Below are 12278 nucleotides of genomic sequence, written 5' to 3'. Positions count from 1 at the left end.
CACTATCGTGTCCGCATGACCGCCCCCGAACTGATCCGCATCGTCTCCCGCGACTCCCCCATGGCGCTGGCTCAGGTCGAGCGCGTCCGGAGCGGGTTGGCGGCCCTCCACCCCGGCGTGCGCACCGAAGTGGTACCGGTGAAGACGACCGGCGACAAGTGGCTCGGGGACCTGTCGCAGGTGGAGGGCAAGGGGGCGTTCACCAAGGAGGTCGACGCCGCGCTGCTGTCGGGCGAGGCCGATCTCGCCGTGCACTGCGTCAAGGACGTGCCCGCCGACCGGCCGCTGCCCGCCGGCACGGTGTTCGCCGCGTTCCTGAAGCGGGACGACGTGCGGGACGCGCTGGTCCACCCGGGCGGGCTCACCCTTGACGAGCTGCCGGAGGGGACGCGCGTCGGCACGTCCTCGGTGCGCCGGATCGCCCAGCTGGCCGCCACCCACCCGCATCTGCGGTGCGTACCGTTCCGCGGCAACGCCAACCGGCGGCTGGCGAAGCTCGCCGCGGGCGAGGCGGACGCGCTGCTGCTCGCGGTCTCCGGCCTGGAACGCATCGGCCGGGCCGACGTGATCAGCGAGGTGCTGTCCACCGAGGCGATGATGCCGCCGATCGGCGCGGGCATCCTGGCCCTGCAGTGCCGTGAGGGCGACAGCGGTCTGATCGACGCGGTGAGCGGCCTCGGGCACCCCGAGACGCACCGGGAGGCGACGGCGGAGCGCATGTTCCTGCACGTCCTGCAGGGGCACTGCAACAGCCCGATCGCCGGACACGCGCACGTGGACCGGAGCGGTGAACTCTCGCTGCGGGCCTGTGTCTTCACCCCCGACGGCAAGGTCCGGCTGAACGCCCACGAGTGGGCGGGCCGCCTGGACCCGGCGACCCTCGGCACCTCGGTCGCCGTGGCGCTCCTGCGGCAGGGCGCCCGGGAGATCATCGACGGCATCGCGCACTGAGAGCCGGGCTCCGGCGCGGCCGCCCCGCGGTCAGGCGGAGCCCTCCTCCGACTGGCCCCGCAGGAAGGCGCTCACCTGGTGCGCCACGCCGTCGTCCCGCACCGTGCCGCACGGGACCGCGCCGGCCCCGTCGGGCAGCCCCAGGGCGCCGCTCCACAGCCGGCGGTCGGCCCACTCCTCGTCCACCCGCAGCTGCACCTGGACGTCCACCTGGCTCAGGCTCGCCTCCGGGCCGGCTCCGTAGAGCACGGCGGTGACCCGGCGCAGCGGGTAGACGTCGAAGCCCTCGACGAACTGGGAGTTGCGCCAGTCGAGGAAGGCGCTCTCCCCGTCGGGGCCGATCCGCACGTCGATCTGGCCGTCCTCCAGGTGGATGCCGAGAGGGCGCGCGCCCCGGTTCTCGACGGTCACCCGGACCCGGAAGTAGGTCAGTCCCTCGGCGGCGTCGTCACGCCCACGCGGCGGCTCGGCCGGCTCAAGACGGTGCACCCGGACCCGCAGGCCGACGTGCTCGTCGTACTCCTGCCAGTCCCCGACCACGTTCGGCTCGTACACGGTGCCCCTCTCGACCTCTCGACGCTGCTTCCTATCTGTGCGCCGATCGCACTGTCAAATGAGCGGAATGCGCTGTGGCCAGCGCCTTCGCCCCTTTTGATCGATGATCAAGCGTTGCCCAGGGACGATCCGCCGCCGCCCGTTCCCGCGATCACCCGCAGCGTGCCGCACATCACGTCCGGCGACGGGGCGGCCGCCCGGTCACCGGTATGCGGCCGTTCGAGTGGCCGTCCGGGCCATTCGCGCTCAGTATCCATATATACGAGGACTTGCCAGCTCCCCTGCTGAGGGAGGTGCGCGTGATGCGTGTCGCCGGCAGAACCCAGCCCCACCCGCACGACGACGCCCCCGACACGGCCGCGGCGTTCGAGCGGCTCGCCGGGCTGCCCGAGGGACCGGAGCGCAAGGCGCTGCGGGACGAACTCATCCGGGTCTGGCTGCCCATGGCGGAGCGGATCGCCGTCCGCTTCCGGGGCCGCGGCGAGAACCTGGAGGACCTCTATCAGGTGGCGGCCCTGGGCCTGGTCAAGGCAGTCGACCACTACGACCCGGAGCGCGGCCACGCCTTCGAGGCGTACGCGGTGCCGACCGTGACGGGAGAGATCAAACGGCACTTCCGCGACCACATGTGGACGCTGCACGTGCCGCGCCGGATCCAGGACCTGCGCAACCGGGTCCGCCGGGCGGCGAAGGAGCTGGCGCAGACCACGCCGGGACGCGCCCCGACCGTCGAGGAGATCGCCGAGCACGCGCAGCTGACCACGGTCGAGGTGCGGACCGGCATGGAGGCCCTGGAGTGCTTCTCCGCGCTGTCGCTGGAGGCCGAGATGCCCGGCACCGACGGGTACGCCCTCGGTGACGCGCTGGGCGGCCCCGATCCCGCTTTCGACGCGGTCGTGGACCGGGTGGCGGTGCGGCCCTGCCTGGAGGCGCTGCCCGAGCGTGAGCGCACCATCCTCTACCTGCGCTTCTTCGGGGGGATGACGCAGAGCCGCATCGCCCAGCAGCTGGGCATCTCCCAGATGCACGTCTCCCGGCTGCTCACCGGCTGTTTCGACCGGATACGCGAGGAGATCCTGCAGGAGGCCCGCTGAGCGGGCGCCCGCTGCACGCGGGCCGGCCCAGGCGCTCCTCCAGAGCGGCCAGGATTTCCGGCGGCATCACTCCGGTGCGCCCCCAGATGAGTATCGTTTCCGCCACATTGCGGAGTTTGATGTTCGTATGCTGGGAAACTTCCTTCAGGACGCTCCACCCCTCGTCCGGCGTCACCCCGCCGAGGACGATGATCACACCGATCGCCTGGTCGACGACGGCGTGCGAGACGACCGCCTCCTTGAGCTGCCGGACCTGCTCCTGCAGCCGGAATATCTGGTCCGAATCGGCGTCCGGGTCCGGGCCCGGACCGGGGCCCGGACGCATGTCGGCGGGGGGCACGGTCACCTCGGGGCCTCCGTTTCGGCGCCATGTGCGGGGTACTCGCCAGGCGCCCGCCGCACTCCCGGCCGGACACTGGTGGCGAGCCGGTGGCTGCCGGTGGACGAGACCAGGACGCGACTGCCATGAACCACGACACGACCTCCACCACCCGCGAAGACGGCCTGCTGTCCACGCACTCCGTGTACGGCGCCCCCTGCTGGGTGAGTCTCACCAGCCGTGATCTGAAGGCCACCGAGGAGTTCTACTCCGCCGTGCTGGGCTGGCAGTGGCGGCCCGCCCGGCTGGGCGACCCTTTCCGGATCGCCCTGGCCGACGAGGTGCCGGTGGCCGGCATCGCGGCCGTCGCCGCGATGTGGCAGATGGCGGTGGCCTGGACGCCGTACTTCGCCGTGCGCAGTGCGGACGAGGCCGCGTCGCGGGCGCAGGAGCGCGGCGGCACGGCGGCGGTCGGGCCGATCTCCCTGCCGCCGGGGCGGGCGGCCCTGCTCGCCGACCGGGACGGCGCGACGTTCGGGGTCTGGGAGGGCGAGTTGTTCTCGGACTGGGACGCCTGGCGCACCAAACGTCCCGCCTTCATCCGGCTGCACACCCGTGACGCCTTCGACGCCGCCATCTTCTACGGCGAGATCTTCGAGTGGGCGTCGGGGCAGGGCTGCTGCGAGGTCCGGTACGAGGGCGACGAGGTGGTCCTGCGCCACGAGGGCCAGGTCGTGGCCCGCATCGAGTCGGGGGCGCTGGGCGCGGCCCCGGACCCGGCCGTGCGGCCGCACTGGCAGGTGCACTTCGCGGTCGAGGACGTCGCGGCGTGTGCCCGCGCCGCCGAGCTGCACGGGGGCAGCGTGCTCTCCCTGGACGCGGACGAGGCGGTGCTCCGGGACGCCGACGGCGCGCAGTTCACGGTGACCGCGCGCCGCCTCGGCAGCTGACCTCACCGGCTCACCGGCCGGTGCGGGACGGCCGGGAGAGCAGCACCAGGCTGCGCTGCTCGACGGTCAGCCTGGTGCCCGCCTTGTGCTCGGCCTCGTCGGGGACACCCTCCGGGTCGGCGGTGTCGACCAGGGTCGTCCAGCGTTCACCGTAGGTGACGTCGGGCAGCCGGAAGTCGGCCGGCTCCCAGTGGCTGTTGAGCAGCAGCAGGAAGGAGTCGTCGACGACGGCCCGGCCTCGGGAGTCGGGTTCGGCGATGGCGTCGCCGTTGAGGAACACGCCGACGGTGTGCGCGTCGGAGCGCTGCCAGTCCCCGTCGGTCATCTCCCGCGCGTCGGGCAGCAGCCACACCAGGTCGGGCAGCGGCTGGTCCGCGTGGGTGAGGGTCTCCCCGCGGAAGAAGCGGCGCCGGCGCAGCACCGGGTGGTCGGCGCGCAGGGCGATCAGGCGCCGGGCGAAGTCCAGCAGCGCGCGCTGTTCGTCGTCGAGCCGCCAGTCGATCCAGGAGATCTCGTTGTCCTGGCAGTAGGCGTTGTTGTTGCCGCGCTGGGTGCGGCCCAGTTCGTCGCCGTGGCAGATCATCGGGATGCCCTGGGAGAGCAGCAGCGTGGCCAGGAAGTTGCGCTGCTGCCGGCCGCGCAGCTCCCGCACGGCCGGGTCCTTGGTCTCGCCCTCGACGCCGCAGTTCCAGGACCTGTTGTGGCTCTGGCCGTCCCGGTTGTCCTCACCGTTGGCCTCGTTGTGCTTGTCGTTGTACGAGACGAGGTCGCGCAGCGTGAACCCGTCGTGCGCGGTGACGAAGTTGACGCTGGCGCGGGGGCGGCGGCGGCTGTGCTGGTACAGGTCGGAGGAACCGGTCAGCCGGGAGGCGAACTCGCCGAGCGTGTGCTCCTCGGCGCGCCAGAAGTCCCGTACGGCGTCGCGGTACTTGCCGTTCCACTCCGACCACAGCTGCGGGAAGTTGCCCACCTGGTAGCCGCCCTCGCCCACGTCCCAGGGCTCGGCGATCAGCTTGACGCGGCTGATCACCGGGTCCTGCTGGATGAGGTCGAAGAACGCGGACAGCCGGTCCACCTCGTGGAACTGCCGGGCCAGGGTGGCCGCGAGGTCGAAGCGGAAACCGTCGACGTGCATCTCGGTGACCCAGTACCGCAGCGAGTCCATGATGAGCTGGAGCACGTACGGGTGGCGCATCAGCAGGCTGTTGCCGGTGCCGGTGGTGTCGTAGTAGTGCTGCCAGTCGCCGTCCACCAGGCGGTAGTACGAGGCGTTGTCGATGCCGCGGAAGGAGAGGGTGGGGCCCTTCTCGTTGCCCTCGGCGGTGTGGTTGTAGACCACGTCGAGGATCACTTCGAGGCCGGCCTCGTGCAGGGTCTTGACCATCGACTTGAACTCGCTGACCTGCTGGCCGCGGGTGCCGAGGGCGGCGTAGCCGTTGTGGGGCGCGAAGAAGCCGATGGTGTTGTAGCCCCAGTAGTTGGACAGGCCGCGATCCTGGAGCACCCCGTCGTGGACGAACTGGTGCACCGGCATCAGTTCCACGGCCGTCACACCGAGGGACGTCAGGTGCTCGACGACCGCCGGGTGCGCGAGGCCGGCGTAGGTGCCGCGCAGCTCCTCGGGCACACCGGGGTGGGTGCGGCTGAGCCCGCGGACGTGGGCCTCGTAGATGACGCTCTCCGAGTAGGGGCGCCTGGGCGGACGGTCGTCGCCCCAGTCGAAGAAGGGGTCGGTGACCACGCCGAGCATGGTGTGCCCGGCGCTGTCACCCGGGTCCGCCTTGCCCCGGGCCCGCTCGAAGAGGGAGGCGTGGTTGTCCACCAGCCCGTCCACGGCCCGGGTGTACGGGTCGAGGAGGAGCTTCGCCGGGTTGCAGCGGTGGCCGACGGCCGGGGCCCACGGGCCGTGGACCCGGTAGCCGTAGCGCTGCCCCGGGCCGACGCCGGGCAGGTAGCAGTGCCAGACGAAGCCGTCCACGTCGGGCAGCGGGACGGTGCTGTGGTTGCCGTCGTCGTCGACGAGCACGAGGTCGACCCGCTCGGCGACCTCGCTGAACAGGGCGAAGTTGGTGCCCTGACCGTCGTACGAGGCCCCCAGGGGGTAGGGGAGCCCGCTCCACACGGGCGCCCCCTTCCAGTTCGGCCTGGGCCGGGTCACCGGGCCTCCTCCAGCACACCGTCGCCCGTACGTGCCCAGCCGGCCACCCGGGCCACCGGCATGATCTCGCGCGGCACTTCCAGCCCCTCCTGGGTGATCGGCTCGGGATCCGTCGCGACCAGCGGGACGCGCTCGCCGGCGCGGGCGCGGCGCGAGAACCAGATGACCTTCGAACCGGTGTCGGTGGCGCAGCAGCCCCAGCCGTCGCTGTTGGCGGCTAGGTGCTGCAGACAGGTGCGCAGGTCCTGGTCGGGACGGAGCGCCTGGTCGTTGCCCCCTACGGCCGTGATGAGGTGCTGGCGGTTCCACCACATCTCGATCGACGTGTTCTTGTCGCTCGCGTGCTCGTCGATCGCCAGCAGCAGCATCTCGGCGCCCGAGCAGACGGGTTCGACGAGGTTCTCCAGGTCCCAGAACCGGAGGTGAGCGGCCAGGATGCGCCTGACCTGTCCGACCCGTTCCGGGCTCACTTCCACGTCGAGGTGGTAGTAGCAGGGCACTGCGGTCTTCATCGTCGTGGCTCCTCACCGCGAAGACTCTCGCTCCTCCTCGTCCCTTGGGGGACGGGCTCCCCGATCACGAAGCGTGAGCGCTGATCGCTTCTGAGTCACTCCAGAGTGGAAGCGGTAGCCCATTCGTGCAACACGAGCAGCTCGGGGCCGGGATCCGGGCCGGGGCGGGCCCCGCAAAGCAGTTGAAGATCCAACAAGACGGGGTGTCACCGTCCATGCACCATGTGTGAAGAACTCGATCGTCCGTACCACCGGACCGTCCGGAAGGTGACCGGCCATGCTGCTCCCCGCGAAGAGCGAAGTCGCCCGGCAGCTGCGGCATTACCGCGCCTGGGAACGTTCGATGCTGGCGTCCCCCACGGACGTCACCGTCCGGACCACCTTCGAGGACTCCGGATACACCCTCTGCGTGCTGATGGGGAAGCGGTGCGCACGCGAGGCCGCGGACGCCGCCGAAAGGTATCTGCGCACGAACCTCGTCACCCATGCGCAGGAGCAGCCGGAGCGGTTCGCCCCGTCGGGGCACAAGGCCCCCTCCGGCGCGGCCTGACCCGATCGGCCCCACCCGATCGGCCCAACCCAATCGGCCGGGCCCGCGCCCGGCCCCGAGCACGGCGGAGGTGAGACGCGGATGAGTGCGACCGTGGGGATCGGACGTATCCCGGTGCGGGACGTCCATCCGGTGGTGGAGAACGGCAGGCGCCCGGCGAAGGCGGTGACGGGAGAGACGTTCGAGGTCACCGCGACCGTGTTCCGGGAGGGGCACGACGCGGTGGCCGCAAACGTCGTCCTGAAGGACCCCGAGGGCCGGCCGGGTCCCTGGACGCCGATGCGGGAACTGGCCCCGGGCAGCGACCGCTGGGGCGCGGAGGTCACGCCGGGGGCACCGGGCGAGTGGACGTACCGGGTGGAGGCCTGGAGCGACCCCGTCGCGACCTGGCGGAACACCGCGCGGATCAAGGTTCCGGCCGGCATCGACACCGGTCTCGTGCTCGAGGAGGGGGCCGAGCTCTTCCGGCGGGCCGCCGCGGGCGTGCCGGCCGACTCCGGGCGGGCGGTCGTGCTGGCCGCGGCACACACCCTGCTCGACGACACGCTGCCGGTGGCCACCCGTCTGGCGGCGGCGTTGACGCCGGAGGTGGACGCGGTCCTGGCCCGGTATCCGCTGCGGGACCTGGTCACCTCCTCCGAGCCCCTCCCGCTGCTGGTCGAGCGGGAACGCGCCCTCTACGGCGCCTGGTACGAGTTCTTCCCCCGCTCCGAAGGCACCCCCGACCGGCCCCACGGCACCTTCCGCACCGCCGCCCGACGCCTGCCCGCCATCGCCGCCATGGGCTTCGACGTCGTCTACCTCCCCCCGATCCACCCCATCGGCACCACCCACCGCAAAGGCCGCAACAACACCCTGACCGCCACCGCCGACGACGTCGGCGTCCCCTGGGCCATCGGCTCCCCCGAAGGCGGCCACGACAGCGTCCACCCCGCCCTCGGCACCCTCGACGACTTCGACCACTTCGTCGCCGAAGCCGCCCGCCTGGGCCTGGAGATCGCCCTCGACTTCGCCCTCCAGTGCTCCCCCGACCACCCCTGGGTCCACAAACACCCCGAGTGGTTCCACCACCGCCCCGACGGTTCGATCGCCCACGCCGAGAACCCGCCCAAGAAGTACCAGGACATCTACCCGATCGCCTTCGACACCGATCCCGACGGCCTCCACGCGGAAACGGTGCGCGTCCTGCGGCACTGGATGGACCACGGCGTGCGGATCTTCCGCGTCGACAACCCCCACACCAAACCCGTCGCCTTCTGGGAACGCGTCATCGCCGACATCAACGCCGCCGACCCCGACGTCGTCTTCCTGGCCGAGGCCTTCACCCGCCCCGCGATGATGCACACCCTCGCCCAGATCGGCTTCCAGCAGTCCTACACCTACTTCACCTGGCGCAACACCAAACAGGAACTGACGGAGTACCTCACCGAACTGACGGGGGACGCCGCCTCCTACATGCGGCCGAACTTCTTCGCCAACACCCCCGACATCCTCCACGCCTACCTCCAGCACGGCCACCGCCCCGCCTTCGAGGTCCGCGCCGTCCTCGCCGCCACCCTCTCCCCCGCCTGGGGCATCTACAGCGGCTACGAACTCTGCGAGAACACCCCCCTGCACGAGGGTGGCGAGGAATACCTCGACAGCGAGAAGTACCAGCTCAAACCCCGCGACTGGGCCCGCGCCGACCGCGAGGGCACCACCATCGCCCCCCTCATCACCCGCCTCAACACCATCCGGCGCGCCCACCCCGCGCTGCACCGGCTGAGGAACCTCCGCTTCCACCACACCGACAACGACGCGCTCATCGCGTACAGCAAGCGCGCCGGGTCCGACGTCGTCCTGGTGGTCGCCAACCTCGATCCGCACCGCACCCAGGAGGCCACGATCTCGCTCGACATGCCGCAGCTCGGCCTGGACTGGCACGAGTCCGTGCCGGTGCACGACGAACTCACGGGACGGACCTACCACTGGGGCCGGACGAACTACGTGCGGCTCGAGCCCGGCCGGGCTCCCGCGCACGTCTTCCACGTCCGGCGGCCGTCCGCCGGCGCGCCGCAGAACGGAGGGGCAGGAGCCTCATGACCGTCAACGAGCCCGTGCCGGACACCTTCGAGGACACCCCTGCGGGGGAACGGCACCCGGACTGGTTCAAACGAGCCGTCTTCTACGAGGTCCTCGTCCGCTCCTTCCACGACAGCAACGGCGACGGCGTCGGCGACCTCAAGGGCCTCACCGCCAAGCTGGACTACCTGCAATGGCTGGGCGTGGACTGCCTGTGGCTCCCGCCCTTCTTCAAGTCGCCGCTGCGCGACGGCGGCTACGACGTCTCCGACTACACCGCCGTCCTGCCCGAGTTCGGCGACCTCGCCGACTTCGTGGAGTTCGTGGACGCGGCGCACCAGCGCGGCATGCGCGTGATCATCGACTTCGTCATGAACCACACCAGCGACCAGCACCCGTGGTTCCAGGAGTCCCGCAAGAACCCGGACGGCCCCTACGGCGACTACTACGTCTGGGCCGACGACGACACCCGGTACGCCGACGCACGGATCATCTTCGTCGACACCGAGGCGTCCAACTGGACCTACGACCCGGTCCGCGGCCAGTACTTCTGGCACCGCTTCTTCTCCCACCAGCCGGACCTCAACTACGAGAACCCGGCCGTCCAGGAGGAGATGCTGGCCGCCCTGAAGTTCTGGCTGGACCTGGGGGTGGACGGCTACCGTCTCGACGCCGTGCCCTACCTGTACGCCGAAGAGGGCACCAACTGCGAGAACCTGCCCGCCAGTCACGCGTTCCTCAAGCGGGTCCGCCGGGAGATCGACGCGCTGTACCCGGACACCGTGCTGCTGGCGGAGGCCAACCAGTGGCCGGAGGACGTCGTCGACTACTTCGGCGACTACGCCACCGGCGGCGACGAGTGCCACATGGCCTTCCACTTCCCGGTCATGCCCCGCATCTTCATGGCGGTCAGAAGGGAGTCGCGCTACCCCGTCTCGGAAATCCTCGCCAAGACCCCCGCGATCCCGTCCGGCTGCCAGTGGGGCATCTTCCTGCGCAACCACGACGAGCTGACCCTGGAAATGGTCACCGACGAAGAGCGCGACTACATGTACGCGGAGTACGCCAAGGACCCGCGCATGCGCGCCAACATCGGCATCCGCCGCCGGCTCGCCACCCTGCTGGACAACGACCGCGACCAGATCGAGCTGTTCACCGCGCTGCTCCTCGCCCTGCCGGGATCACCGATCCTCTACTACGGCGACGAGATCGGCATGGGCGACAACATCTGGCTCGGCGACCGCGACGCCGTGCGCACGCCGATGCAGTGGACCCCGGACCGCAACGCCGGCTTCTCGACCTGCGACCCGGGGCGCCTCTACCTGCCCACGATCATGGACCCGGTCTACGGCTACCAGGTGACCAACGTCGAGGCGTCCATGGCCTCGCCCTCGTCCCTGCTGCACTGGACCCGGCGCATGATCGAGATCCGCAAGCAGAACCCCGCCTTCGGCCTCGGCACCTACACCGAGCTGCCCTCCTCCAACCCGGCGGTCCTGGCCTTCCTGCGCGAGTACGAGGACGACCTGGTGCTGTGCGTGAACAACTTCGCGCGGTTCGCCCAGCCCACCGAACTCGACCTGCGCGAGTTCGCCGGACGCCATCCGGTCGAGCTGTTCGGCGGGGTCCGCTTCCCCGCCATCGGTGAACTGCCGTACCTGCTGACCCTCGGGGGCCACGGCTTCTACTGGTTCCGGCTCACCCGAGTCGCATCCCGCATCGGCCGCCGCGCTTGAGCGTGGGCCGAGGAAAGGACGCGTCACCATGCCGAAGACCGCACCCCTGCGCCCCAGACGCGGGCAGCTCGCCGAGCCGATGGCGTCGCTCGGCGAGTTGCTGCGCCAGTGGCTGCCGCGCCAGCGCTGGTTCGCGGGCAAGGACCGGCCCGTGGCCGAGCTGGGTCTGCTGTCGATGACCGAGCTGTTCCCCGGCTGTCTGCATCTCCTGGTGCACACCGGCCAGGGTTCCGTGCCCTCCCCCGGCGGCACTCCCCCGGCCGGGGACTGCTACCAACTGCTGCTCGGCGTGCGCGAGCAGCCCTCGCCGCGGCTGGGCCGGGCGATCATCGGGCAGGTGCAGGACGGTCCGCTGGCCGGGCGGACGGTCTACGACGCGCTGCACGACCCGCGCACCGCGCAACTGCTCCTGGAACGGCTCCGGCATCCCGGCAAGGCGGGCCCGCTGCGCTTCGAGGCCGACCCCGCCCGTCCGGTGCCCGGCGGGCTGGCGCCGCGGCTGCTGGACGCCGAGCAGTCCAACTCCTCGCTGGTCTACGGCGACGAGTTCATCCTGAAGCTGTTCCGGCGCGTCCAGCCCGGCGTCAACCCCGACCTGGAGGTGCCGGGCGCGCTGGCCCGCCAGGGCTGCGGCCGGGTCCCCGCGCCGGTGGCGTGGATGCGCACGACCCATCCGTACGGAGCGACGCTCGGCGTGCTGCAGCCGTTCCTGCCGGGCGCCTCCGACGGCTGGACCCTCGCCCTGAACGCCCTCGCCGCCGGGGACGAGTTCACCGTGCAGGCCCACGAGCTGGGGCGGGCGATGGGCGACGTCCACCTCGCGCTCGCCTCCGCCTTCCCGGTCGGTGCCCCCGGCGAGAACGGCCGCACGGCGGCGGCGATGACCGAGCGCCTGAACGCGGCCGCGCACTGCGTGCCCGCGCTCCAGCCCTTCGTCCCGGGGCTGCGGGCGGCCTTCGCGGCGCTGTCCACCTGCGACTGGGGCCCGCCCGCCCAGCGCATCCACGGCGACCTGCACCTGGGGCAGGTGCTGCGGGCCGGCCGGGACTGGTTCGTCATCGACTTCGAGGGCGAACCCTCCCGTCCGCTGGCCGAACGGCGCAGCGCCCACTCCCCCGTCCGCGACATCGCGGGCATGCTGCGCTCCTTCGACTACGCCGCCCGGCAGCGCCGCCCGTGGCGCCCGGAGTGGGCGCGCCGCTGCCGGGAGGCGTTCTGCGCGGGCTACGCCGCCCGCGCCGGATGGGACCCCCGCAAGAAGCACGGCCTGCTGCGCGCCTACGAGACCGACCGCGCCGTGTACGAGGTGCTGTACGAGGCCCGGCACCGTCCCGACTGGCTTCCCGTACCCATGGCGGCGATCGAACGACTCGCCGTGAGAGGAGACTGACC

The 12278-nt window shown here is 71.4% G+C and carries 11 protein-coding genes; 7 read left to right on the top strand and 4 right to left on the bottom strand.

The annotated features are described in order from the left end of the window. Positions 1-15: 15 nt before the first annotated feature. Positions 16-951, top strand: coding sequence for a hydroxymethylbilane synthase (hemC, locus tag NI25_RS35185; RefSeq protein WP_061446348.1), 936 nt, complete (start codon positions 16-18; stop codon positions 949-951). Positions 952-981: 30 nt separating this feature from the next. On the opposite strand, the gene NI25_RS35180 is transcribed toward hemC, so the two are convergent. Then, positions 982-1506 carry a hypothetical protein gene (locus NI25_RS35180; RefSeq protein WP_061446347.1) on the bottom strand — a complete coding sequence of 175 codons (525 nt, stop codon included), beginning with the start codon at positions 1504-1506 and terminating at the stop codon, positions 982-984. Between the two features lie 302 nt (positions 1507-1808). Between NI25_RS35180 and NI25_RS35175 the strand changes: the two genes are divergently transcribed. After that, the gene (locus NI25_RS35175) at positions 1809-2600 is read left to right on the top strand and encodes a SigB/SigF/SigG family RNA polymerase sigma factor (protein WP_061446346.1); all 792 of its coding nucleotides are present in this window, start codon (positions 1809-1811) and stop codon (positions 2598-2600) included. Here NI25_RS35175 and NI25_RS35170 read toward each other — a convergent pair. After that, entirely contained in the window at positions 2548-2925 is a 378-nt protein-coding gene (locus tag NI25_RS35170; RefSeq protein ID WP_061447230.1) for an ANTAR domain-containing protein, read from the bottom strand. The genes NI25_RS35175 and NI25_RS35170 overlap by 53 nt on opposite strands. Positions 2926-3065: 140 nt before the next feature. On the opposite strand from NI25_RS35170, the gene NI25_RS35165 reads away from it, so the two are divergent. Further along, the gene (locus tag NI25_RS35165; RefSeq protein ID WP_061446345.1) at positions 3066-3869 is read left to right on the top strand and encodes a VOC family protein; all 804 of its coding nucleotides are present in this window, start codon (positions 3066-3068) and stop codon (positions 3867-3869) included. 10 nt (positions 3870-3879) lie between these two features. Here NI25_RS35165 and glgX read toward each other — a convergent pair whose 3' ends face one another. Continuing rightward, positions 3880-6027: a glycogen debranching protein GlgX gene (gene glgX, locus NI25_RS35160; RefSeq protein WP_061446344.1), complete on the bottom strand. Its 2148-nt coding sequence runs from the start codon at positions 6025-6027 to the stop codon at positions 3880-3882. Beyond that, the gene (locus NI25_RS35155) at positions 6024-6539 is read right to left on the bottom strand and encodes a hypothetical protein (protein ID WP_061446343.1); all 516 of its coding nucleotides are present in this window, start codon (positions 6537-6539) and stop codon (positions 6024-6026) included. The genes glgX and NI25_RS35155 overlap by 4 nt, the downstream gene beginning before the upstream one ends. Before the next feature lie 277 nt (positions 6540-6816). Here NI25_RS35155 and NI25_RS35150 point away from each other — a divergent pair, with 277 nt between their 5' ends. The 4 genes from NI25_RS35150 (at position 6817) to NI25_RS35135 (ending at position 12276) form a co-directional block, all read left to right on the top strand. Then, positions 6817-7089, top strand: a complete 273-nt coding sequence (locus tag NI25_RS35150) for a DUF5133 domain-containing protein (RefSeq protein ID WP_061446342.1) — start codon at positions 6817-6819, stop codon at positions 7087-7089. Between the two features lie 81 nt (positions 7090-7170). Continuing rightward, complete coding sequence (locus tag NI25_RS35145) at positions 7171-9171, top strand: alpha-1,4-glucan--maltose-1-phosphate maltosyltransferase (RefSeq protein WP_061446341.1); 2001 nt, start codon at positions 7171-7173, stop codon at positions 9169-9171. Next, a complete protein-coding gene (gene treS / locus NI25_RS35140; RefSeq protein WP_061446340.1) occupies positions 9168-10886 on the top strand; it encodes a maltose alpha-D-glucosyltransferase in 1719 nt (572 codons plus the stop codon). The genes NI25_RS35145 and treS overlap by 4 nt, the downstream gene beginning before the upstream one ends. A gap of 28 nt (positions 10887-10914) precedes the next feature. Continuing rightward, positions 10915-12276 (top strand): maltokinase N-terminal cap-like domain-containing protein, encoded by a 1362-nt coding sequence (locus NI25_RS35135; RefSeq protein WP_061446339.1) that lies wholly within the window; start codon positions 10915-10917, stop codon positions 12274-12276. The last annotated feature ends 2 nt before the right edge of the window (positions 12277-12278 follow it).

The sequence above is a fragment of the Streptomyces sp. CCM_MD2014 genome (assembly GCF_000772045.1).
GTDB classification, from domain to species: Bacteria; Actinomycetota; Actinomycetes; order Streptomycetales; family Streptomycetaceae; genus Streptomyces; species Streptomyces salinarius.
Note: the sequence above shows the minus strand (reverse complement) of the source record. Positions and strands in the feature narration are given on the sequence as shown.